The following is a 22,680-nucleotide window of genomic DNA, read 5'->3' as shown; positions in this document are numbered from 1 at the left end:
CGGTCGATTGGTCCGTCGCGAGGACTCTCGTTATGGTCGCACGGTGATTCGAGCCGCCAGTCGACGCCGTCCCGGCGCGATCGTCGCTGCGATCGTGCTCCCGTTCGTCCTCGCGACCCTGCCCGCCAGCAGCCCGAGCCAGGCCGCCCCCGACGCCGCCCAGGCCGCCGCCGCGCCGGCACCCCGTCGTCCCGACGTGTCGTTCAACATGGCGACGTTCAACATCCTCGGCAGCCAGCACACCGCCGGTGCGGGCGGCTTCGCACCCGGCGTCAAGCGGGCCGGTGCGGTCGCCCGGATCATGCGCAAGCTGAAGATCTCGGTCGCCTCCTACCAGGAGGTGCAGGACGACCAGCTGCGGGTGCTGCAGAACAAGATGCCGAACTTCAGCATCTGGCCCGGCCAGCGCCTCGGCAACAACGGGCAGCGGCTGCAGATCGCCTGGGACAAGCGCCGCTTCCGGCTGGTCCGCAAGGGTCACATCAACACGGTCTTCGACAACCAGATCCGGCCGATCCCCTACGTGCTGCTGTTCAACCGCGACTCGGGGCGCAAGTTCTGGGTCATCAACGTGCACAACTCGCCGCACAGCATGGAGGCCGAGCGCGACGCCGCGGTGGCCCGGCAGGTGCCGCTCATCAAGCGCTTGCGCAGGACCGGCCACGCCGTCTTCTTCATGGGCGACATGAACGAGAAGGAGGAGATCTTCTGCCGCATCGTCGGCGAGACCTCCCTCGAGGCCGCCAACGGCGGCAGGGCCAACCCGTGCCGGCCGCCGGCGATGCGCCTCTACATCGACTGGATCTTCGGCGCCGGCAACATCCGCTTCAGCCAGTACCGGGCGATCCGCAACAAGCAGGTCAAGTTCACCAGCGACCACCACCTGATCCGCACCAGGGTCACGCTCTTCGGCGCCAAGGGTTGACGCTCCCGGCCGACCACCAAGCAGAGCCCGGTTTCACCTGTATGCACAGGCGAAACCGGGCTTCTTGCGTCTTCCGGCCAGGGGGCTCGGCACCGACTTCCGCACCGGGTGCCTGACTGGATCGCGGGAGGCTGGTCCAGGCTCTCGACCTGGCGCGAGGGGCCAGGGGTGGACAAGTCGACCGCAGCAAACCCTTGCCAAGCCTGAGACGTGTGTCACACACTGTCGACCACTCGACCGAGCGAGCGCTCGGTAAAGCAATCGGGAGGTTGGCGGATGGCAGTCGCGGTGCAAGCCGAGACGGTGCGGGAGGACGCGTCGGTGGTCTTCGCCGGCTGGCTCGGGGAGTTCGCCCGGGCCGCCAGTGCGGGTGACGTGGACGCCACCCTGGCGTTGGTCACCGAGGACTGCTGGTGGCGGGATCTGCTGGCGCTGACCTGGGACCTCGGTGTCCACCACGGGGTCGAGCGGATCAGGCGGCTGCTGGAGGCGCACCTCACCGAGGCGTCGGTGTCGCAGGTCGCCCTCGTCACCGAGTTCGGGCCGCGCCTCGTCGAGGGGGACCAGCCCTCGGTCGAAGGCTTCTTCACGTTCGAGACGCCCTCGGCCTGGTGTCGGGGGGTCGCCCGGCTGCGGCAGGTCGACGGCGAGTGGCGGGCGTGGACCGTGATGACCGGCACCGAGGACCTGAAGGGCCACGAACGGGCCTTGGGCAGCCGCCGACCCACGGGCCCCCGGCACGTGGTGGGTGCGACCTCGCAGAAGAACTGGAAGGACCTGCGCGCCGAGCAGGTCGCCTACCGCGACCGAGAGCCGGACGTCGTCGTGCTGGGAGCGGGTCAGGGCGGCCTGGCGGTCGCGGCCAACCTCAACCTCATGGGGGTGGACACCCTGGTCCTGGAGAAGAGTGAGCGCGTCGGCGACGGTTGGCGCAAGCGCTACCACTCGCTCGTGCTGCACGACCCCGTCTGGGCCGACCACCTGCCGTACCTGCCGTTCCCGCGGTCGTGGCCCATCTACTCGGCCAAGGACAAGATCGCGGACTGGTTCGAGTTCTACGCGGAGGCCATGGAGCTGAACGTGTGGACCTCGGCCGTCATGGAGGACAGCAGCTACGACGAGACCGAGGGTCGCTGGACGCTCCGGGTGTCGACCGCCGAGGGTGACCGGGTGGTCCGTCCGCGCGACGTGATCCTCGCGACGGGCGCGGCGGGGGAGCCCCGGGTGCCGCAGTTCCCCGGCCGGGACCGCTTCCCGGGCACCGTCTACCACTCGAGCCAGCACGGCTCCGGCTCGGCATGGGCGGGCCGTCGGGCGGTGGTGGTGGGGGCCTGCAACAGCGGCCACGACATCGCCCAGGACCTGCACGAGGCGGGCGCGCACGTGACGATGGTCCAGCGCTCCTCGACCTACATCATGAGCCAGCAGCACGGCATCCCCGCCATCTTCGGCGCCAACTTCGTGGAGGACGGCCCGCCTACGGAGTACGCCGACCTCCTGGCCAGCGCCTACCCCTGGCCGCTGGTGCTCCAGGGTGCGGTGGCCCAGACCCAGCAGACTGCCCTGGACGACGCAGAGCTGCTCGCCGGCCTCGACGCGGTCGGGTTCAAGCGCAACGACGGGCCGGGGGGCACCGGACTGATGGGCTACGCCCTCGCCCAGGGGGGCGGCTACTACATCGACGTGGGCGCCTCCCAGCTGATCGCTCGAGGTGACATCGCGCTCGCCCAGGGGTCCGGCGTCGCCGAGTTCACCGAGCGCGGCCTGCGACTCGAGGACGGCCGCGAGCTCGAGGCGGACCTCGTCGTCCTGGCCACGGGCTACGACAACATGCGGGAGACGGCCCGTCGTCTCTTCGGCGACGACGTGGCCGACAAGCTTCCCCTGGTCCTCGGGATCGACGAGGACGGGGAGATCGGCGGTCTGTACCGCCGGACCGGTCAGCCCGGGTTCTGGTTCATGGGCGGACCGTTGGCGTGGGTGCGGATCTACTCCAAGCACCTGGCGCTGCAGATCGCTGCCGACCACGCGGGAGTGCGGGGCTCCTGACCATGCCGCGAGAGCGGACCCATGGAGCACCCGGGGCTCCTACACACGGACACGGACGGGGAGCTTCCGGAGACGGATCCCGGTCCGGGTCACCACGACGGACACCGGTTCTCCCCGGCGTCCGGTAACCGCCCGCGCCGACAGGACGGGTGTCGCAGAAGGAGAAGTGGATGCAACGCAGCAGCAGGTGGACGAGGTCGCGGCTCGGGATGGTCGCGGCCGTGTCGACGCTCGCCCTGGTCGCGGCCGGGTGTGGTGGCGACGACGGCGGGTCGTCGGGCGACGAGGCGTCCTCGGGGAAGCTGGTCTACTTCATGGCCCCGAACACGACGCCCACCCGGTACATCCAGCAGGACGGACCCGACTTCGAGGAGGCCCTGAAGAAGCTGGACCCGGACGTCGAGGTCAAGTTCGTCAACGGGGGTGGGAGCTCTGACACCCAGCTCTCGCAGGCCAACTCGGCGATCGCCGCGGGGGCCGACGCTCTCGTCGTGGTTGCCGCCGATCCCAACACCAGCGCCGGCCTGCTCCAGGCCGCCGCGCAGGCAGAGGTGCCCGTGATCGGGTACGAGAACCCGCCCATCAACGGCGAGATGTACGCCCAGGTCGTCTTCGACCCGAAGGCCGTCGGCGTCCTTCAGGCGGAGTACTTCGCCGAGCAGGTGGCCGCCGGTGCCTTGGGTGACACCCCGGTCAAGGTCGCCCGGCTCTACGGCAACAAGGGCGACGTCTACACGACCGAGATGCTGGCGGGTCAGGACGAGGTGCTCCAGCCGCTCATCGACGACGGCACGCTCGACGTGGTCTGCGAGGACTACGTCAAGGACTGGGCGCCCGACAACGCCCAGAAGGCGGCTGAGCAGTGCCTGACCAAGACCCAGGACGACCTGGCGGCGTTCCTCGGCTTCTACGACGGCATCACCGCCGGCGTGATCGCGGCGCTGAACGGCAAGGACCTCGATGTCCCCGTCTACGGCGGCCAGAACCCCGAGCTGACCGGACTGCAGTACATGCTCACCGGCGACCAGCAGGACAACGTCCTCAAGGCGTTCTCGGTCGAGGCCGCGGCCGCGGCCGAGATCACGATGGCGGCCCTCGACGGTGAGGAGCCGCCGTCGGACCTGGTCCAGGACAGCGTCGACAACGGCGCCGCCGATGTACCGACCGCCAAGCTGCCGGCCACCCACATCCACCTCGAGGAGGGCAAAGACCCCGGCGACGTGGTCCAGCAGGCCGTCGACCTCGGGATCTTCACCTGGGAGGAGATCTGCGACGGTCCGGCCGCGGAGACCCCGACCTGCCAGGAGAAGGTCGGCTGACCGCGCCGGCGGGTAGTCAGCACCGGACGACAACCGGTGGGGACGGCGACGACCGACCGCCGTCCCCACCGAACCCGAGGGGTAGGAGCAAGAGCATGACGACCACGGCAGCGGGGACCGAGCAGCCTGGCGCGGGCGAGCCGTACCTGGAGCTTCGAGGGGTATCGAAGTACTTCGGCGGGGTGCGAGCCCTCCACGAGGTGGATCTGTCCCTGCACCGCGGCGAGGTCGTCGCGCTCGTCGGCGACAACGGCGCTGGCAAGACAACGCTGGTGAAGGTCATCTCGGGGGTGGAGCACCCCGACTCCGGCGAGGTCGCCGTCCGCGGCGAGAAGGTCCGCCTCGACACCCCACGAACCGCCGCTGGGCACGGGATCCACACCGTCTACCAGGACCTGTCGCTGTGCGACAACCTGGACGCCGTCCGCAACCTCTTCCTCGGCCAGGAGCTGGCCGGCAGCCGTTGGCGCGGTCGTCCGCTCGACCGGCACCGGATGGAGGTCGAAGCCCGCCGCGTCCTCGACAGCCTGTCCGTCCGGATCAGGTCGCTCACCACGCCCGTGGGTGGGCTCTCGGGCGGGCAGCGTCAGGGCATCGCCATCTGCCGCTCCCTGATCTCCGACCCCAGCCTGGTGCTGCTCGACGAGCCGACGGCCGCCCTCGGTGTCACTCAGCGGGCCGAGGTCCTCGACCTCATCGGTCGGCTGAAGGCCCAGGACCGCGGGGTCCTGGTGATCTCGCACGACCTCAAGGACGTCCAGGAGGTGGCCGACCGCGTCGTCGTGATGCGCCTCGGCGCCAAGGTCGCCGAGTTCGTCCGCGGCAGGTACACCTCCAGCGAGCTGGTCGCCGCCATGACCGGTGCCCACGAGGGTTCGGATGGCTGACCCGTCACCCAGCTCACGCCCCCTCCGTCACCGCAGGAGCTGCGCATGACCACGTCCACCACCGCACCCCGTGCCGACCTCGAGCCGGGCACGCCGATGTCCTCGCGCGCCCTGGAGGCGCTGGCAGGAAGCTATCGGAGCATCCCCGTGCTCGGGGTGCTGGGCCTGATCTGGCTCTTCTTCTACAGCCAGAACTCCGCCTACCTCAGCGTCGGCAACATCTCCAACCTGTCCCTGCAGATCGTCACCACCGCCATCCTGGCCCTCGGCATCACGTTCGTCCTGCTCGTCGGTGAGATCGACCTGTCGGCCGCGGTGCTGAGTGGGGTGTGCGCGACGGTCGCGGCCAACCTCGCGGTCAAGCAGGGGGTGCCCCTCGGGCTGGCCCTGCTGGTCGCGCTCGGGGTCGGTCTGGCGGTGGTGCTGGTCGAGGCGCTCGTCATCATCTTCGGGGTGCCCTCGCTCATCGTCACCCTCGGCGGGATGTCCGCGCTCCAGGGGTTGCTGCTCGTGGTGCTTCCTCCCGAGTTCGCCGTCAGCGTGGGAGGGACGACGTACGCCGAGATCGCCAGCACCCACTTCGGGACGGGCACCAGCTTCGCGGCCGTCGGCGCGTGCTGGCTGCTCTACTCCGTCGCCCTGCTGCGTCGTCAGCGTCGGCGGGCCGCGTCGCTGGGCCGGGGCCTGGTCCCGGTCGTGGTGTCGGGTCTGGTGGTCTTCGGCCTGGTGGCGATCTTCACGCAGGCGCGGGGCCTGCCCCTGCCGGTCGTGATCCTGGTCGTCATGCTGCTGCTGGCGTCCTACGTCACCACCCAGACCACCTACGGCGTCCACCTCTACGCCGTGGGCGGCAACCGTGAGGCGGCGCAGCGGGCCGGCATCCCCGTGGCCAGGATGGTCGTCTACTCGTTCCTCGTCCTGGGCGCGTGCGCCCTGGTCGCGGGGGTCGTCGACGCCTCGCGCCTCCTCGGCGTCTCCAACTCCTCCGGTGGTGGGCCCCTGATGCTCAACGCGATCGCGGCCGCCGTCGTGGGTGGGGTCAGCCTCTTCGGCGGACGGGGAAGCGTCTGGTCGGCCCTGCTCGGTGCGCTGGTCATCGGGTCGATCAACAACGGAGTGCAACTGCTCGGCTACCAGCCCGAGGTGCAGTTCTTCGCCACCGGCGGTGTCCTCGTGCTCGCTGTCGCGATCGACGTCGCGATCACCCGCGGCTCCCTGCTGCCGGGTCGGCGCTGAGGAGGAGACGGGATGCACGGCTCAGGGGCGCAGTGGGTCCCACCTGCGGAGGCACTGTCCTCGGCGCGGGTGGTCGACCTCGCCCGATGGCTCCGGGACCGCGGCACGGCGGATCTCGAGGACCCGTCGGACTTCCGCGCGCTCCAAGCGTGGTCGGCGGTCCACCCGGACCTCTTCTGGGAGGCCGTGCTGCGCTTCTTCGAGGTCGACCTGGTCGACGAGCCGACGGCCGTGCTGGCCGACCGGAGGATGCCTGGGGCGACCTGGTTCCCGGGCGCGACCCTCAACTTCGGGCACCACCTGCTCCGGCACGGCACTCCCGACCGCCCGGCCGTGGTGCTGGTCCGCGAGGACGGCACGGGCGAGGCGCTCACCTTCGCCGAGCTGCGGGCGCAGGTCGGGGCGGTCGCGGCCCGGTTGGCGGGGCTCGGCGTGGGCGCGGGGGACCGGGTCGTCGCCTACCTCCCCAACTGCGTCGAGGGTGTGGTCGCCTTCGTGGCCTGTGCGCTGCTCGGTGCCACCTGGTCGCAGACAGGACTGGACTACGCCCCGGGGGCGGCCGCGGACCGGCTGGCTCAGCTGGAACCGAAGGTGCTGCTCGCCGGGGCCGGGTACCTGTTCCGCGGCGAGGTCCGCGACCGCCGTGCGGAGGCCCACGAGCTGCGCGGCCTGCTCCCCGGTCTGGAGCACACGATCGTCGTCCCGACCGCCGGGCTGGCGCTTCCGCTCGACGAGGCGAGCAGCAGCTGGGCCGAGGCGCTCGCGGTCCCGGCGGAGCCGTCCCCGGTGCCCCTGCCGTTCGACCACCCGCTGTGGGTGCTGTTCACGTCGGGGACGACCGGCCGACCGAAGGGCATCGTGCACGGCCACGGCGGCGCCCTTCTCGAACAACTGGCCCTGACCGGGCTGCACGCCGACCTGGGCCCCGATGACGTGTACTTCTGGTACACCTCGCCGAACTGGATGATGTGGAACGCGCAGGTCTGCGGGCTGCTGGTGGGGGCCACGGTCGTGCTCTACGACGGTAACCCGACCAGCCCTGACACCGACGCGCTGTGGCGGGTCGCGGCCGATCTCGGGGTCACGGTCCTGGGTGTCAGCCCGGGCTACCTGCAGGCGTGCGCCCGGGCCGGGGTCGAGCCCGCCCGGGACCTCGACCTCCGCGCGCTGCGCACCGTCGCGGTGACGGGGTCGGTGCTGCCTCCTTCGGGGAACGCCTGGGTGCGCGAGCACGTCGGGGCACACGTCCAGGTCGCCTCCATGAGCGGAGGTACCGACGTGGTGGGCGTGTTCCTGGCCGGCAGCCCGACCCTGCCCGTGTGGGACGGCGAGATCAGCTCGGTGGCGCTGGGGGTGGCCCTCGAGGTGTGGGACGACGACGGTAGACCGGTGCTGCCGGGCACCGCCGGTGAGCTGGTGGTCACCAGCCCCATGCCCTCCATGCCGCTGCGGTTCCTCGCAGACCCTGACGGCTCGGCCTACCGCGACGCCTACTTCTCGACGTTCCCCGGGGTCTGGCGCCACGGGGACTCCATCACCCTCACCGAGCGCGGGACCGTCGTGGTCCACGGTCGCTCGGACTCCACGCTGAACCGGCACGGCGTCCGGATCGGGAGCGCCGAGATCTACGCCGCGGTGGAGGCGCTCGCGGAGGTGGAGGACTCGTTGGTCGTCGGGATCGAGCTGGCCGACGGGGGCTACTGGATGCCCATGTTCGTCGTGGCCGCTGCCGGAGCCGATGCCGGGGCGCTGCCCGAGGCCGTGCGCGCCCAGGTGCGGCGGGTCGCCTCGCCACGGCACGTGCCCGACGAGGTCGTCGTCGTACCGGCCCTGCCCCACACCCGGACCGGGAAGAAGCTCGAGGTTCCGGTCAAGCGCATCCTGCAGGGCGCCGATCCCGGACGGGTCAGCTCCGAGGGGGCCGTCGACGACCCCGCCGCTCTTCGGTGGCTGGTCGCCTGGGCGCGCGCGAGGCGGTCCGCATGACGACCGAGGAGTCGGGAGTGGTGGCGGACTGGCGCACCTACGAGGAGCAGCGTCTGCCACGCGTGCTCGCGGCCGCACTCGAGACGTTCGGCGAGAAGGGCTACCACGGCACCACGACGCGGCAGCTGGCCGAGGCTGCCGGCATGTCGGTGCCGGGGATCTACCACCACTACGCCTCGAAGCAGGACATCCTCTTCGACCTGATGATGGTGATCATCGACGAGCTCATCGAGCGGAGCCAGCAGGCGCTCGCGAGCGCCGAGGACACCCCCCGGGCCCAGTTCGACGCGCTCGTGGAGTCGCTGCTGCGGTTCCACATGCACCGGCGGCGGGGTGCGATGCTCTCCACGAGCGAGCTGCGCAGCCTCGAGCCCGAGAACCGCGCCCGCTACGTCGCGCGCCGCGACGAGCAGCAGCGGATGCTCGATCGCATCGTGCTCGCCGGTGTGGAGTCCGGCGCGCTGTCGACGCCGTACCCCGCCGACGCCAGCAGGGCGATCGCGTCGCTCTGCGTGGGGGTCGCCTCCTGGTACCGGCCCGATGGGCAGTACTCAGTGGACACCCTGCTCACCCGCTTCCTGGCCATCACGGAGTCCATAGTCGGCATCCGTTGACGCCGCACGCCCCAGTTGCGCCAGGCGCGACACCAGACGACGCCCCGAGGGGGACCCCGATGCTCGACGCTCGGCCCGACCTCGACCTCGTCGCGCTGGCCGATCACCTGTCGTCGGTGGACGTGCCGGTCGACGGTCCCTTGTCCGCCTCGTTGATCGAGGGCGGTCGCTCGAACCTGACCTTCGTCCTCACGGACGGAGAACGACGTTGGGTGCTGCGTCGTCCCCCGATCGCGGGACGGACCCCCTCCGCGCACGACGTCGCGCGCGAGTTCCACGTCATGGCGGCCTTGCAGGGCAGTGGGGTGCCGGTGCCGCGCACCGTGGTCGTGTGCACGGACCCCGGCGTGATCGGAGCCGAGTTCACGGTCGTGGAGTTCGTCGACGGTGTCACGGTGCGCACCCGGGCCGATCTCGCCGCGGTCGATGATGAGGGAGTCGCCGCCCACGCGCGGGGTCTGGTCGAGGCACTCGCGGCGTTGCACGCCGTCGACCACCGCGCCGTGGGGCTCGGTGGATTCGGCCGCGACCACGACTACGCGCAGCGCCAGCTGCGTCGGTGGTCGAGCCAGTGGGCGTTGGTCTCGGCCGAGCCGTCCGGGCTTGCGGACCGACTGGTCTCGGGGCTCGCGGACCGGCTGCCCGCGCAGCGGCGGGCGACCCTCGTGCACGGCGACTTCAGGATCGACAACACCATCCTCGACCCGGTGGTGCCCGGGGTCGTGAACGCGGTGGTCGACTGGGAGCTCTCCACCATCGGGGAGCCGGTGGCGGACGTGGCCATGATGTGTGCGTACCGGCATCCCGGGCTCGACCTGGTGCTCGGCACCCAGGCGGCTTGGACGAGCGACCGTCTTCCCGACGTCGCCTCCCTCGCGGGCCTGTACGAGGCGGAGTCGGGCCACTCGCTGGAGCACTGGAACTTCTACCTCTCCCTGGCCTACTACAAGCTCGCGGTGATCGCTGCGGGCATCCACCACCGACACCAGGCGGGTGCCACCGTGGGCCCGGGCTTCGACACTGCGGGCGAGGCGGTCGCCGCCTTCCTCGAGGTCGGTCTCGACCACCTGGACTGAGCCCGGGGCCGGTCAGGCCAGGGGCTGGAGGTCGAAGCGGCCCCAGGCCAGGAACACGAACAGGGCCACGAAGGCGAGGTCGCCGGCGAGGTAGCGCCACTCGCTGCGCCGGAACCGGGTCGTGCCCGCGCCCGCCATGAACAGCGCGAGGCCGCACGCCGCCAGCGGCGTCAGCACCGTCGCGGTGCCGAGCGCCGCCGGCACGACCAGACCCACGGCGCCGACGAGCTTCACGACGCCGATCGCCCGCAGGTGGCCCGGGCCGAAGTCGTCGACCCAGTGCTGGCTGGCGCCGAGGGCCCGGTAGCGCTCCGCGGGCAGCAGGAGCAGGCTGAGGGCGCCGGCGGTGAAGGCGACCGCGAGGGTCGCGGCGATGATCCAGAGGGTGGTGTCCACGTGGTTCCTCTCCTGGTCGTTACCCGGGCCGGTCGCGGCCCGTCGTACCCATGACGGAGCCGGACGACGAGAGGTAACGCCATGACAGCCGAGGCCGGAGTGGCCGCCGCCTTCGAGGGGGAGCGCGAGCGCCTGGTCGCGATGGCGCACCGCGTGCTGGGCTCGCGCCCGGACGCCGAGGACGCCGTGCAGGAGGCGTGGTTGCGGCTCTCGCGGCAGCCCTCGGGCAGCATCGACAACCTCGCCGGGTGGCTGACCACGGTGGTCGGACGGATCTGCATCGACGTGCTGCGCACCCGCACCACCCGGCCCGAGACGCCCTGGGACGACGACGTGCCAGAGCTCGTGGTCACCGAGGACGACGACTCTCCCGAGGACCGCGCGGTGCTGGCCGACTCGGTTGGCCTCGCCCTCCTGGTGGTGCTGGGGTCGCTGGGCCCCGACGAGCGGCTGGCGTTCGTGCTGCACGACCTGTTCGCCGTGCCGTTCGCCGAGATCGCACCGATGCTCGACCGGTCGACGGACGCCACGAAGATGCTCGCCAGCCGGGCCCGCCGCAAGGTGCGCGGCGTCCCGCGGCCGACCGGCCGGCTGCAGCAGCAGCGCGAGGTCGTCGACGCGTTCCTCGCCGCCGCCCGCGACGGCGACCTCGACGGCCTGCTGCAGGTGCTCGACCCGGACGTCACCTGGCGCCTCCACACCCCCCGCGGGACCACGATCAGCACCGGCCCGGACGGGATCGTCGACGCGGTGCGCCGCGGCCAGCGCAGCCGGCACACCGCCCGCCGGGTGCTGGTCAACGGCGAGCCCGGCATCCTCGCCTCGACCGAGGCCGGCCGCCCGGTCGGCTTGATGGCGTGCACCGTCGTCGACGGCCGGATCGCTGGCATCGTCTCGATCGTCGATCCCCGCCGGCTGGCCGAGCTGGACCTGCCGGCGCGCGACTGACGCCCCGCTGCCCTCTCGTGGTGCTGGGTCGGCGGGGTGTGGGGCGGGGTGGTCAGGGTTCCCAGGTGCCGGTGTGGTCGACGACGACCCAGCTGTTGTGGGGTGTCTTCCAGAGGAACGTGGTGGGGCTGAGGCGGTGGTAGGTCCAGCGGGTGTGGGTCTTCATGCGGTGGTGCCAGCGGCAGAGCGGCACCAGGTTGCAGGAGCAGGTGGTGCCGCCCTGCTCGTAGGGGATGGTGTGGTCGGTGTCGCAGCGTCGGGCTGGGCGGGTGCACCAGGGTGCTGCGCAGTGTGGGTGCTTGAGCCTGGTCTGCTCCTGCAGCCTCGGTGTGGGGTGGTAGCTGTCGGTCTGCAGGTGCGGGTTGAGGTCGATGACCGGGTTGACGGTCACCGTCGTGCCGGCTTCTCGGCACCACTGCTCGACCTGGGTCACGAGCAGCGGCTGGCCAGTGGTCTCGAGCAACCCGACGTGCTGGTCGTGGAGGTGGATGACGATCTCATGTCCGGCCTCGCCGTGGGCGAGGTGACCGAGCGCGATGGAGCGGCGTACGTCGAGCGAGTCCTGGGTGTCGATCTTCGCGGCTGCCCTGGCGAGCGCTGTTTCGAGGTCGATGGCGACGGCGGTGTCGACGACTGCGTCGAGGTAGGCGATGCCGTTGGAGCCGTGGGTGATGGTGACGTGCCGCTGCTCGGCTGCCTTGACGCGGTCGGCCTCGGCTTGGTCGGGGTCGAACCGCAGCATGGCTTCGTTGACCAGCACCTCGATCTGCCTGGGCCCGAGCCGGGTGGCCTTCGACTCGAGTCGGTGGTCGACGTAGGCGGCGCCGGCCTTCGGGAGGGTCATGGTCTGGCGGGCGACGAGGCGGGCCTTCCAGGCCACGGTGTGCCCGGACTGCACCCGGTGCCAGAGCCGCGGGAGCCGGTGGCGCAGCTCGAGGGCCTCGGCGAGGTAGCTCCGTGCAGCGTGCGTGGAGATGCCGAGGGCGGTGCCGAGCTCGGCGACGCAGAACTCCGCGACCTCGGGGCAGCCGTGGCCGCCGAGCCGGGCGGGTTGCTCGCAGCCGGGGACGGTGTCGAGGAGGGCTTCGCCGGGGTGGAGGTCGGCCCAGGTGCACGCCCAGGCGAGGTTGTCGGCCTCGAGCCGGGCGATCTCGGTGCGGTTGCGGCGCAGCCGGTCGAGCACCGCGTCGGCGGTGTCGAAGGGTTCGGCGGGGCTGGCTGCCATACCTTCATCCAAGCACCGGCCACCGACAGTGGGACCGCGTTTTCGGGTTGTCCACAAGGGGATCCGGAACTTTCTCAGCGGTTGCGGGAGGGCGTTCGTCTCGCTGGGTTTCGAGGCTCGTCGCTGGCGCTCCTCGCACCTCAACCAACGCCAACCGCTGGTTGAGGAAGTCGCGCTAGCGACTGTCTCGAAACCCCCGCCGGCCCGGCGCCCTCCGTCCCCACCGGATGGCTTTCGGCTCACCAGGTTCGAGGCTCGTCGCTAGCGCTCCTCGCACCTCAACCAGCGCGCTGCGCCGCCGCCGTTGGTTGAGGAAGTCGCGCTAGCGACTGTCTCGAAACCCCCGCCGGCCGAGCGCCCTCCGTCCCCACCGGAGGGCTCTTGCCTCACCGGGTCTCGAGACGGGACTTCGTCCCTCCTCAACCAGCGGTGGGGCGAGCGCGCGGGCGCCCCGAGTCACCAGCGGGGTGGCCCGAGCACGGAGGGCGTTCGTCTCGCCGGGTTTCGAGGCTCGTCGCTAGCGCTCCTCGCACCTCAACCAGCGCAACCGTTCGCGCCGGAGGGCTTCCGTCGTACGGGGTCTCGACGACGCTCGCTAGAGCTCGCTGCTCGACCAGCGGTGGGGCCTTCGTCCTTCCTCGACCAGCGGCGACGAGTGGCGGTGCGATCCTTGGGGACCGGAGGACAGCGGGGCGGCGGAGGGTCGCCCCGGAGACGAGTGGAGTGTCGCGTGCCCAACAGGCTGGCCCAGGCCACCTCGCCGTACCTGCTGCAGCACCGGGACAACCCGGTGGACTGGTGGGAGTGGGGGCCGGAGGCGTTCGCGGAGGCGCGGGAGCGCAACGTCCCGGTGCTGCTGAGCGTCGGGTACGCCGCGTGCCACTGGTGCCACGTGATGGCGCACGAGTCGTTCGAGGACGAGGCGACGGCCGCCTACCTCAACGAGCACTACGTGTCCATCAAGGTAGACCGCGAGGAGCGGCCGGACGTCGACGCGGTCTACATGCAGGCGACCGTCGCGATGACCGAGCACGGCGGGTGGCCGATGACGTGCGTGCTCGACCACGACGGCAACCCGTTCTTCGCCGGCACCTACTTCCCCGACCGCCCCCGGCACGGGCAGCCGTCGTTCCGCCAGGTGCTCGAGGCCCTGGTCGACGCGTGGCGCACCAAGGGCGACGACGTGCAGCGGATCGCGGCGACCCTGCGCGAGCACCTCAACCGCGACCTCGCGCTGGCACCCGGCGCGTTCACGCCCGAGGTTCTCGAGCAGGCGGTCGCGACGCTCGGCGCCGAGCACGACGCCGCGAACGGCGGGTTCGGCACCGCGCCGAAGTTCCCGCCCTCGATGGTGCTGGAGTTCCTGCGTCGGGTGCCGGGCGACCAGCCGCGGGCCATGCTCGACCGGGCGCTGGAGGCGATGGCGGCCGGTGGCATCCACGACCAGCTCGGCGGCGGCTTCGCGCGCTACTCGGTCGACGCGTCGTGGACGGTGCCGCACTTCGAGAAGATGCTCTACGACAACGCCCAGCTGCTCGGGCTCTACGCCCGGGTGGGCGACCCGCTCGGTGAGCGGGTGGCGCGCGACACCGCGGAGTTCCTGCTCCGCGAGCTGCGCACGCCCGAGGGCGGGTTCGCCTCCGCGCTCGACGCCGACACCGAGGGCGAGGAGGGTCGGTTCTACGTCTGGACGCCCGCGCAGCTGACCGAGGTGCTGGGCGAGGACGACGGCGCCTGGGCGGCCGAGGTCTACACCGTGACCGACACCGGCACCTTCGAGCACGGCACCTCGGTGCTCCAGCTGCTCCGCCCGCCCGACGACGCCGACCGTCTCGAGCGGGTACGACGCCGGCTGCTCGAGGCGCGCGAGGAGCGGGTGCGCCCCGAGCGCGACGAGAAGGTGGTGGCCGCCTGGAACGGACTGGCGATCACCGGGCTGGTCGACGCCGGCCTGCGGCTGGGCGAGCCGCGCTGGGTCGAGGCGGCGGTGGCGGCCGGCGAGCTGCTCACCCGCGTGCACCTCGACGACGCCGGCCGGCTGCTGCGGGTCTCGCGCGACGGCGTGGCCGGGCGCCACGCGGGCGTGCTCGACGACCACGGCTGCGTGGCGGCCGGCTTCCTCTCGCTGCTGGAGGCGACCGGCGACCCGGTCTGGCTCGACCGGGCCCGGCTGCTGCTCGACGCCGCCCTCACCCGGTTCCGCGCCGACGACGGCGGCTTCTTCGACACCGCCGCCGACGCCGAGGTGCTGGTGGCCCGGCCGCGCGACCCCAGCGACAACGCCAGCCCGTCGGGACTGAGCTCCACCGTGCACGCGCTGGTCGCCGCCCACGCCGTCACCGGCGAGGGTCGCTACCGCGACGCCGCCGAGGAGGCCCTCGCGAGCGTCGCGACGCTGGCCGCGCAGGCGCCCCGCTTCGCCGGCTGGTCGCTGGCGGCCGCCGCGACCATGGTCGACGGGCCGCTCGAGGTGGCCGTGGTGGGTCCGGCCGGGGCCGAGCGGGACGCGCTGGCCGACCGGGCCCGGCGCCACCCGGGCGCCGTCGTGCTGGTCGCCGACGGGCCGGACGAGCGGGTGCCGCTGCTGGCCGGGCGGGCGCCGGTCGGAGGCCGCGCGGCGGCGTACGTCTGCCGTGGTTTCGTCTGCGAGCGTCCGGTCACCGAGGTGGACGACCTGGCCCACCAGCTCGCCCCGGCATGACCTCCGATCGCCCGGCAAACTGTGACACAACCACTGTCACAATCGCTGTCGGGCGGGTAGGTTCGCGGACGTGACCGACGACACCTACGACTACGTCATCGTCGGGGCCGGCAGCGCGGGTGCGGTGCTGGCCGCGCGGCTGACCGAGGACCCCGCCACCACCGTGCTGCTCCTCGAGGCCGGGCCGGCGCCCGACATCGACGAGGTGCACATGCCGGTCGGCTTCGCGAACCTCGCGCTGACCAAGTGGGACTGGGGCTACCGCACCACCGAGCAGAAGCAGCTCAACGCGCGCCGGGTCGGCTGGCCCCGGATGAAGGCCCTCGGCGGCTGCTCGGCGATGAACGCGATGATCTACATCCGCGGCCACCGCAGCGACTACGACCGCTGGCGAGACGAGTACGGCGCCGCCGGCTGGGGCTACGACGACGTGCTGCCGTACTTCGTCAGGGCGGAGGCCAACAGCCGCCTCGGGGCGCCGTACCACGGGCAGGACGGTCCGCTCCACGTCGAGGACCGGCGCTGGACCCACCCGCTCTCGCAGGCGTTCGTCGACAGCGCGGTCTCGGCCGGGCTGAAGCGCAACGACGACTTCAACGGCGCCGAGCAGGAGGGGGCCGGGCTCTACCAGGTCACCTGCCACCAGGGCCGGCGCTGGTCGACGTGGCACGCCTACCTCCAGCCCGCCGCGGGCCGGCCCAACCTCACGACCACCACCGGGGCGCTCGCCGCGCGGGTCGTGCTGGACGGCGACCGGGCCACCGGCGTCACCTTCCGCCAGGGCGGTCGCGAGCACACGGTGCGCGCCCGCGAGGAGGTGGTGCTCAGCGGCGGGGCGATCAACAGTCCCCAGCTGCTGATGCTCTCGGGCATCGGCCCGGCCGCCCACCTCGCCGAGGTCGGGATCGAGCCCCGGGTCGAGCTGGCCGGCGTCGGCGCCGCCATGCAGGACCACCCCTACACGCCGCTGGTCTGGGAGACCCGCGGCACCACCGACCTGGCCGAGCTCGGCACCCTGCGCAACCTGCTGCGGTGGCGTGCCCGCGGCCAGGGTCCGCTGACCTCCAACCTCGCCGAGTCGGGCGCGTTCTTCTCCACCCGCGACGACCAGCCCGGCCCGGACCTCCAGGCGCACGTGCTGCCCACCGGCCTGATCGGCGACCGTCCGATGGAGCCGCACAGCCGGATGGTCACCGTGCTCGCGACCCTGGTCGGCACCGGCAGCCGCGGCCGGGTGCGCCTGCGCTCGGCCGACCCCACCTGGCACCCCGAGATCGAGGCGGCCTACTACGACGACCAGGCCGACCTCGACGCGATGCTCGCCGGCACCCGCCGGATCGTGGAGATCTGCCAGCAGGGCGCGATCGCCGAGCTGATCGACCGGCCGTACGGCGACCTGCCGGCGGACCCGAGCGACGACGACCTCCTCGAGCACGTCCGGGCCCACACCCAGACCACGTTCCACCCGACCTCGACCTGCGCGATGGGCACCGGCGAGGACGCCGTGGTCGACCCGTCGCTGCGGGTGCGGGGCGTCGAGGGCCTCCGGGTCGTCGACGCCTCGGTCATGCCGGCGGTGCCCCGCGGCAACACCAACGCCCCCACCATCATGGTCGCCGAGAAGGCGGCCGACCTGATCAGGAGCACGCGATGACCCAGGAGCTGACCCGCACCGACGGTCCGACCACGACGTTCGACTCCCTCGACCCGGTCACCGGCGACGTCGTCGACACCCATCCCGTGCACGGCGACGACGACGTGCGCGCCGTGGTGGCCGACGCCCGCGCCGAGGCCGAGTGGTGGGCGGCCCTGACGTGGGACGAGCGCAAGGACCACCTGCTGGCCTGGAAGGGTGTGATCACCCGGCGCATCCAGCAGCTCGCCGAGCAGGTGCACCGCGAGACCGGCAAGCCGCACGGCGACGCGCTGCTCGAGGCCGCGCTCGCGATCGACCACCTCCACTGGGCCGCGACCCACGCCGAGAAGGCGCTGCGCCGTCGCCGGATGCCGTCGGGCCTGCTGATGGTCAATCAGGCCGCGACCCTGGAGTACCGGCCGCTCGGCGTGGTCGGCGTCATCGGGCCCTGGAACTACCCCGTCTTCACACCGATGGGCTCGATCGCCTACGCGCTGGCCGCCGGCAACGCCGTGGTCTTCAAGCCGAGCGAGCACACGCCCGGGGTGGGGGAGTGGCTGGCCCACACCTTCCGCGAGGCCGTCGGCCGACCGGTGCTGCAGGTCGTCACCGGCCTGGGCGAGACCGGCGCGGCGCTGTGCCGAGCGGGCGTCGACAAGGTGGCCTTCACCGGCTCCACCGCCACCGGCAAGCGGGTGATGGCCGCCTGCGCCGAGACCCTGACCCCGGTGGTCATCGAGGCCGGCGGCAAGGACGCCGTGCTCGTCGACGAGGACGCCGACGTCGAGGCCGCGGCCGACGCGACGCTCTGGGGCGCCTGCGCCAACGCCGGCCAGACCTGCACCGGCGTCGAGCGGGTCTACGTCCACGAGCGGGTCTACGACGAGTTCCTCGCCGAGCTCACCGCGAAGGCCAGCGGGCTGCGGGCCCACGAGGGCGACGACAGCCCGATCGGCCCGATCACCATGCCGAAGCAGCTCGACGTGATCCGCAGCCACGTGCAGGACGCCGTCGACCGCGGCGGGCGCGCGGTCGTCGGCGGACCGGACGCCGTCGGCGACCGGTTCGTGCAGCCCACGGTGCTCGTCGACGTCCCCGAGGACTCCCTCGCCGTGAGCGAGGAGACCTTCGGTCCGACCGTCACCGTCACCCGGGTGCGCGACATGGACGAGGCGGTCGACCGCACCAACGCCGGCCGCTACGGCCTCGGCTCGACGGTGTTCTCCCGCGCCCGCGGCGTCGAGCTGGCGGGCCGGATCCGGTCGGGCATGACCGCGGTCAACGGCGTCATCACCTTCGCCGGCATCCCGTCGCTGCCGTTCGGCGGCGTCGGCGACTCCGGCTTCGGGCGGATCCACGGCGAGGACGGGCTCAAGGAGTTCACCTACGCCAAGGCGGTCGCCCGGCAGCGGTTCAAGCCGGTGCTGGCGCTCACGACGTTCGCCCGCACCGCCGAGGACGAGCAGAAGCTGGTGCAGACCCTGACCCTGCTCCACGGGCGCAAGGGCACGCTGCCGAAGCGGCCCGGTCGCCGCGCCAGAGGCTGAGCCCGGGCGCGAGCCGGGTCAGCGCAGGGAGTACGTCGCGAGCGACACCCCGACGTAGTGGGTCGCGAAGGCCAGCACCGTGAAGGTGTGGAACACCTCGTGGAACCCGAACCAGCGCGGTGACGGATCGGGGAACCTCAGCCCGTAGACGACGCCGCCCAGGGTGTAGAGCACGCCGCCGGCCGCGATCAGCACCAGCACCGAGATCGCCGTGCCGGTGCCGAGGCGGCTGTGGGCGCCGTCGATGAAGCCGGGGATGAAGAACACCGCGGCCCAGCCCATCGCGATGTAGATCGGCGTGTAGAGCCAGCGGGGCGCGTCGGTCCAGAAGACCCGGAACAGCACGCCGAGCACCGCGCACGACCAGATCACCGTGAGCAGGACGGTGCGCTGCACCCCCTCGAGCAGCAGCAGCGCGATCGGGGTGTAGGAGCCGGCGATCAGCACGAAGATGTTGGAGTGGTCGAAGCGGCGCAGGAACGCCCAGGTGCGCGGCGACCAGGTGCCGGTGTGGTAGATCGCCGAGACGGTGAACAGCAGGAGCGCCGAGAGCGTGAACACCACCGAGCCGATGCGGGTGGTGGAGGTGGGGGAGAGCGCGATCAGCACGATGCCCCCGGCCAGGGTCAGCGGCGCGCTCCCGAGGTGGAGCCAGCCGCGCAGCCGGGGCTTGATGTCGGCGAGCGTCTCCGTGACGGCGTCGTGGACGTTGTCGAGACCGGCGCGCAGGGCGTCGTTCACGGAGTGGTTGGTCATGGCGCGACGGTACCCAAGGCATGTTTCCGCAAGCGACGCGGTGGGCCGCCGCCCGCGACCTGCGGGGATACCATCGGCGGGTGGTGGACTGGAAGCGCGGCGTGCGGCGGGTGCTCTACCCGGCGTACGAGGCTCGGATGCTGCGCCGGATGCCCGACAACCTGCCCAAGCACGTCGGCGTCATGCTCGACGGCAACCGCCGCTGGGCCCGGGCCGTGGGCCAGGACACCGCGCACGGCCACCGTGCGGGAGCGGCCAACATCGAGCCGCTCCTGGGCTGGTGCGACGACGTCGGCATCGAGGTGGTCACGCTGTGGCTGCTCTCCACCGACAACCTCAACCGCCCCGCCGACGAGCTCGAGCCGCTGCTGCAGATCATCGAGGAGGCGGTCGCTTCGCTCGTCGAGCAGCGCCGCTGGCGGCTGCACCCCGTCGGGGCGCTCGACCTGCTGCCCTCCGCCACCGCCGAACGGCTCAAGGCCGCCGAGGAGGCGACCCGCGACGTCGACGGGCTGCTGGTCAACATCGCGGTCGGCTACGGCGGACGCCGCGAGATCGCCGACGCCGTCCGCTCGCTGCTCCACGAGCACGCCGCCAAGGGCACCTCGCTGGAGGAGCTGGCCCAGATCCTCGACGTCGAGCACATCGCCGACCACCTCTACACCAAGGGCCAGCCCGACCCCGACCTGGTGATCCGCACCTCGGGCGAGCAGCGGCTGGGTGGCTTCCTGCTCTGGCAGAGCGCCAAGTCCGAGTTCTACTTCTGCGAGGCGTACTGGCCCGACTTCCGCCGGGTCGACTTCCTCCGCGCGATGCGCGCCTACGCCGTCCGCGAGCGCCGCTTCGGCTCCTGACACCGGCCGGCGCGGGGCGCCGCCGCGTCACGCGGCGTTCACCCGCGCGTCCGGGCGTGTCGCCCGAAATCACCCCCCGACGGGCGTACGTTCCAGCCAACGGCGAGTGGGGAAGCTCGCCGCATCGGGAGGCCCCGGCGTGACGTACCACGACTGCAGTGCACCAGGCGGAGACCTGGCTGGTGCACGTGGAGGCCGGCACTCCGGCCTCGGGGCATCCTCCCGGTCCGTGCTGATGAACTAGGACCGGGCGAGGAGTGCGCGCGTCGGTCGGTGAGGGGTGAATCGTGCCTTCTCAGGCCGCGAAGCAGCGCTCCACGAAGTTCTCGACCACCACGGCGGCCGCTGCGCCACCGTCCGTCCGCACCTACGTGCTCGACACCAGCGTGCTGCTGGCCGACCCGGGGGCGCTGCGGCGCTTCGAGGAGCACGAGGTCGTGCTCCCGGTGGTCGTCATCACCGAGCTGGAGGGCAAGCGCCACCACCCCGAGCTGGGCTTCTTCGCCCGGACGGCGTTGCGGATGCTCGACGAGCTGCGGGTCACCCACGGTCGCCTCGACGAGCCCGTACCCGTCGGCGACGCCGGCGGCACCCTGCGCGTCGAGCTCAACCACACCGACCCCGACGCGCTGCCGTCCGGCTTCCGGCTGGGCGACAACGACACCCGGATCCTGGCCGTCGCCAAGAACCTCGCCGACGAGGGCCACGACGTCACGCTGGTCTCCAAGGACCTGCCGCTGCGGATCAAGGCCTCGGCGGTCGGCCTCGACGCCCAGGAGTACCGCGGCGAGACGATCAACGAGTCCGACACCGGCTACTCCGGCATGGCCGAGATCGAGGTGGCCGCGGCCGACCTCGACGAGCTCTACGACGACGGTGTCCTGGACCTGGGCGTCGCCCGGGAGCTGCCCTGCCACACCGGTCTGGTGCTGCTCTCCGACCGCGGCACCGCGCTGGGCCGGGTCGGGCCCGACAAGCAGGTCCACCTGGTGCGCGGCGACCGCGAGGCGTTCGGCGTCCACGGCCGCTCCGCCGAGCAGCGGATCGCCCTGGAGATGCTGCTCGACCCCGAGGTCGGCATCGTCTCGCTGGGTGGCCGGGCCGGCACCGGCAAGTCGGCGATGGCGCTGTGCGCCGGCCTGGAGGCCGTGATGGAGCGTCGCCAGCACCAGAAGGTCGTGGTGTTCCGGCCGCTGTTCGCCGTCGGGGGGCAGGAGCTCGGCTACCTGCCGGGCTCGGAGAACGAGAAGATGTCGCCCTGGGCGCAGGCGGTCTTCGACACCCTCGGCTCGATGACCTCCCGCGACGTCATCGAGGAGGTCCTCGACCGCGGGATGCTCGAGGTGCTGCCGCTCACCCACATCCGCGGCCGGTCGCTGCACGACGCGTTCGTGATCGTCGACGAGGCCCAGTCGTTGGAGCGCAACGTGCTGCTCACCGTGCTCTCGCGGATCGGCGCCAACTCCAAGGTGGTGCTCACCCACGACGTCGCCCAGCGCGACAACCTCCGGGTCGGCCGCCACGACGGCGTCGTCGCGGTCATCGAGAAGCTCAAGGGTCACCCGCTGTTCGCCCACGTGACGCTGACCCGCTCCGAGCGCTCGCCGATCGCGGCCCTGGTGACCGAGATGCTCGAGACGGTCACGCTCTAGCGCGCAGCGCCTCCGTCCGTCGTCCCACCCGCCCCGGCCGTCCTGTGACCGCTGGGGCGGGTGTGACGAACGTGGTTGATGATGCAACCATTCTGGACGATCGTTTGCGCCGCCCCGCCGGCCTCGTGCATGGTGGGTCGGACTTGTCAGCCCGCTCCCGAGCCGAAGTAGTCCTCCTCTGTGTCGAAGCACGTCAAGCACGTCCCGAAGCACCGGGCCCCGGCCGCGCGCCGCGCCCCTCGGGCGGCCCTCCGGACCTCGCTGACCCTCTCCTCGATGGCGGTCGTCGCGACCGCCGGCGCGGTGGGCGGCGGCTACCTGTCCCTCGACGGCGAGGCGCCGGCGACCGACATCACGGTCGCGACCTCCGAGGTCGGCAGCACCGAAGACACCGCGACCGTCGCCGGGGCCGGCTCGCCGGCCCGCGAGGCCGCCGCCTCGGTCGCCCGCACCGACGAGCGGGCCCCCGTGGTCTCGCGCTCCGACCGCCGCCAGGCCACCGACCCCGCGAAGAAGGTCGCGCTCGAGGTCGACGCCGGCGGCGCCGTCACCCGCACCGAGGACATGTCCGACGAGGACCCGCGCACCATCGGTCGCGCCCTGCTCGCCGAGTTCGGCTACGGCGACGACCAGTGGGACTGCCTCGACTCGCTGTGGACCCGTGAGTCCAACTGGCGCTGGAACGCCGACAACCCCACCTCGTCGGCCTACGGCATCCCGCAGGCGCTGCCCGGCTCGAAGATGTCCTCGGCCGGTGCCGACTGGGCCACCAACCCGGTCACCCAGATCCGCTGGGGCCTGGGCTACATCGAGGACCGCTACGGCTCGCCGTGCGGTGCCTGGGGCCACAGCGAGAGCCACGGCTGGTACTGA

The 22,680-nt window shown here is 72.1% G+C and carries 18 protein-coding genes; 15 read left to right on the top strand and 3 right to left on the bottom strand.

Annotation, left to right across the window (positions count from 1 at the left end):
- Window positions 1-43 precede the first annotated feature (43 nt).
- The 8 genes from JT721_RS02795 to JT721_RS02760 all read left to right on the top strand — a co-directional run bounded on the left by JT721_RS02795 (window position 44) and on the right by JT721_RS02760 (window position 10,092).
- Window positions 44-925 (top strand): endonuclease/exonuclease/phosphatase family protein, encoded by an 882-nt coding sequence (locus tag JT721_RS02795; RefSeq protein ID WP_205471373.1) that lies wholly within the window; start codon window positions 44-46, stop codon window positions 923-925.
- A 276-nt stretch (window positions 926-1,201) separates the two neighbouring features.
- On the top strand, window positions 1,202-2,974 hold the full coding sequence (locus JT721_RS02790; protein WP_205471372.1) for an NAD(P)-binding domain-containing protein: 1,773 nt from the start codon (window positions 1,202-1,204) through the stop codon (window positions 2,972-2,974).
- Window positions 2,975-3,144: 170 nt separating this feature from the next.
- Window positions 3,145-4,293, top strand: a complete 1,149-nt coding sequence (locus JT721_RS02785; protein WP_205471371.1) for a substrate-binding domain-containing protein — start codon at window positions 3,145-3,147, stop codon at window positions 4,291-4,293.
- A gap of 95 nt (window positions 4,294-4,388) precedes the next feature.
- Complete coding sequence (locus tag JT721_RS02780; RefSeq protein ID WP_205471370.1) at window positions 4,389-5,180, top strand: ATP-binding cassette domain-containing protein; 792 nt, start codon at window positions 4,389-4,391, stop codon at window positions 5,178-5,180.
- Window positions 5,181-5,225: 45 nt separating this feature from the next.
- Window positions 5,226-6,416, top strand: a complete 1,191-nt coding sequence (locus JT721_RS02775) for a sugar ABC transporter permease (RefSeq protein ID WP_205471369.1) — start codon at window positions 5,226-5,228, stop codon at window positions 6,414-6,416.
- A gap of 12 nt (window positions 6,417-6,428) precedes the next feature.
- Window positions 6,429-8,402: an acetoacetate--CoA ligase gene (locus JT721_RS02770; RefSeq protein ID WP_205471368.1), complete on the top strand. Its 1,974-nt coding sequence runs from the start codon at window positions 6,429-6,431 to the stop codon at window positions 8,400-8,402.
- On the top strand, window positions 8,399-9,016 hold the full coding sequence (locus JT721_RS02765; protein ID WP_205471367.1) for a TetR/AcrR family transcriptional regulator: 618 nt from the start codon (window positions 8,399-8,401) through the stop codon (window positions 9,014-9,016). Before JT721_RS02770 ends, JT721_RS02765 begins: the two co-directional genes overlap by 4 nt.
- Before the next feature lie 59 nt (window positions 9,017-9,075).
- Window positions 9,076-10,092: a phosphotransferase family protein gene (locus JT721_RS02760; RefSeq protein WP_205471366.1), complete on the top strand. Its 1,017-nt coding sequence runs from the start codon at window positions 9,076-9,078 to the stop codon at window positions 10,090-10,092.
- Window positions 10,093-10,104: 12 nt separating this feature from the next.
- Here the strand turns inward: JT721_RS02760 and JT721_RS21200 are convergent, their stop codons facing one another.
- Window positions 10,105-10,488: a DoxX family protein gene (locus tag JT721_RS21200; RefSeq protein ID WP_205471365.1), complete on the bottom strand. Its 384-nt coding sequence runs from the start codon at window positions 10,486-10,488 to the stop codon at window positions 10,105-10,107.
- 81 nt (window positions 10,489-10,569) lie between these two features.
- Here JT721_RS21200 and JT721_RS02750 point away from each other — a divergent pair, with 81 nt between their 5' ends.
- The gene (locus JT721_RS02750; RefSeq protein WP_205471364.1) at window positions 10,570-11,436 is read left to right on the top strand and encodes a sigma-70 family RNA polymerase sigma factor; all 867 of its coding nucleotides are present in this window, start codon (window positions 10,570-10,572) and stop codon (window positions 11,434-11,436) included.
- A gap of 52 nt (window positions 11,437-11,488) precedes the next feature.
- On the opposite strand, the gene JT721_RS02745 is transcribed toward JT721_RS02750, so the two are convergent.
- Complete coding sequence (locus tag JT721_RS02745) at window positions 11,489-12,661, bottom strand: HNH endonuclease signature motif containing protein (RefSeq protein WP_205471363.1); 1,173 nt, start codon at window positions 12,659-12,661, stop codon at window positions 11,489-11,491.
- Between the two features lie 730 nt (window positions 12,662-13,391).
- On the opposite strand from JT721_RS02745, the gene JT721_RS02740 reads away from it, so the two are divergent.
- The 3 genes from JT721_RS02740 to JT721_RS02730 all read left to right on the top strand — a co-directional run bounded on the left by JT721_RS02740 (window position 13,392) and on the right by JT721_RS02730 (window position 18,545).
- The gene (locus JT721_RS02740) at window positions 13,392-15,362 is read left to right on the top strand and encodes a thioredoxin domain-containing protein (RefSeq protein WP_205471362.1); all 1,971 of its coding nucleotides are present in this window, start codon (window positions 13,392-13,394) and stop codon (window positions 15,360-15,362) included.
- A 70-nt stretch (window positions 15,363-15,432) separates the two neighbouring features.
- Window positions 15,433-17,016, top strand: a complete 1,584-nt coding sequence (locus JT721_RS21560) for a GMC family oxidoreductase (protein WP_205471361.1) — start codon at window positions 15,433-15,435, stop codon at window positions 17,014-17,016.
- Window positions 17,013-18,545 carry an aldehyde dehydrogenase family protein gene (locus tag JT721_RS02730; RefSeq protein ID WP_205471360.1) on the top strand — a complete coding sequence of 511 codons (1,533 nt, stop codon included), beginning with the start codon at window positions 17,013-17,015 and terminating at the stop codon, window positions 18,543-18,545. Before JT721_RS21560 ends, JT721_RS02730 begins: the two co-directional genes overlap by 4 nt.
- 18 nt (window positions 18,546-18,563) lie before the next feature.
- Here the strand turns inward: JT721_RS02730 and JT721_RS02725 are convergent, their stop codons facing one another.
- Window positions 18,564-19,301, bottom strand: a complete 738-nt coding sequence (locus JT721_RS02725; protein WP_205471359.1) for a hemolysin III family protein — start codon at window positions 19,299-19,301, stop codon at window positions 18,564-18,566.
- A gap of 80 nt (window positions 19,302-19,381) precedes the next feature.
- Between JT721_RS02725 and JT721_RS02720 the strand changes: the two genes are divergently transcribed.
- The 3 genes from JT721_RS02720 to JT721_RS02710 all read left to right on the top strand — a co-directional run bounded on the left by JT721_RS02720 (window position 19,382) and on the right by JT721_RS02710 (window position 22,680).
- Window positions 19,382-20,155, top strand: a complete 774-nt coding sequence (locus JT721_RS02720; RefSeq protein ID WP_307827859.1) for an isoprenyl transferase — start codon at window positions 19,382-19,384, stop codon at window positions 20,153-20,155.
- Between the two features lie 371 nt (window positions 20,156-20,526).
- Window positions 20,527-21,807 (top strand): PhoH family protein, encoded by a 1,281-nt coding sequence (locus JT721_RS02715; protein ID WP_205471677.1) that lies wholly within the window; start codon window positions 20,527-20,529, stop codon window positions 21,805-21,807.
- 180 nt (window positions 21,808-21,987) lie between these two features.
- Entirely contained in the window at window positions 21,988-22,680 is a 693-nt protein-coding gene (locus tag JT721_RS02710) for a lytic transglycosylase domain-containing protein (protein WP_205471357.1), read from the top strand.

This window comes from Nocardioides sp. SYSU D00038 (genome assembly GCF_016924665.1).
Taxonomy (GTDB): domain Bacteria; phylum Actinomycetota; class Actinomycetes; order Propionibacteriales; family Nocardioidaceae; genus Nocardioides.
This window is presented reverse-complemented; position numbering and strand designations above follow the sequence as displayed.

What these genes read in the sequence shown, in the direction of transcription:
- JT721_RS02750 (WP_205471364.1), top strand. Translation starts at nt 10,570, where the DNA reads ATGACAGCCGAGGCCGGAGTGGCCGCCGCCTTCGAGGGGGAGCGCGAG.
- JT721_RS02775 (WP_205471369.1), top strand. Translation starts at nt 5,226, where the DNA reads ATGACCACGTCCACCACCGCACCCCGTGCCGACCTCGAGCCGGGCACG.
- JT721_RS02790 (WP_205471372.1), top strand. Translation starts at nt 1,202, where the DNA reads ATGGCAGTCGCGGTGCAAGCCGAGACGGTGCGGGAGGACGCGTCGGTG.
- JT721_RS02745 (WP_205471363.1), bottom strand. Translation starts at nt 12,661, where the DNA reads ATGGCAGCCAGCCCCGCCGAACCCTTCGACACCGCCGACGCGGTGCTC.
- JT721_RS02725 (WP_205471359.1), bottom strand. Translation starts at nt 19,301, where the DNA reads ATGACCAACCACTCCGTGAACGACGCCCTGCGCGCCGGTCTCGACAAC.
- JT721_RS02730 (WP_205471360.1), top strand. Translation starts at nt 17,013, where the DNA reads ATGACCCAGGAGCTGACCCGCACCGACGGTCCGACCACGACGTTCGAC.
- JT721_RS02765 (WP_205471367.1), top strand. Translation starts at nt 8,399, where the DNA reads ATGACGACCGAGGAGTCGGGAGTGGTGGCGGACTGGCGCACCTACGAG.
- JT721_RS02770 (WP_205471368.1), top strand. Translation starts at nt 6,429, where the DNA reads ATGCACGGCTCAGGGGCGCAGTGGGTCCCACCTGCGGAGGCACTGTCC.
- JT721_RS02780 (WP_205471370.1), top strand. Translation starts at nt 4,389, where the DNA reads ATGACGACCACGGCAGCGGGGACCGAGCAGCCTGGCGCGGGCGAGCCG.
- JT721_RS02760 (WP_205471366.1), top strand. Translation starts at nt 9,076, where the DNA reads ATGCTCGACGCTCGGCCCGACCTCGACCTCGTCGCGCTGGCCGATCAC.
- JT721_RS02785 (WP_205471371.1), top strand. Translation starts at nt 3,145, where the DNA reads ATGCAACGCAGCAGCAGGTGGACGAGGTCGCGGCTCGGGATGGTCGCG.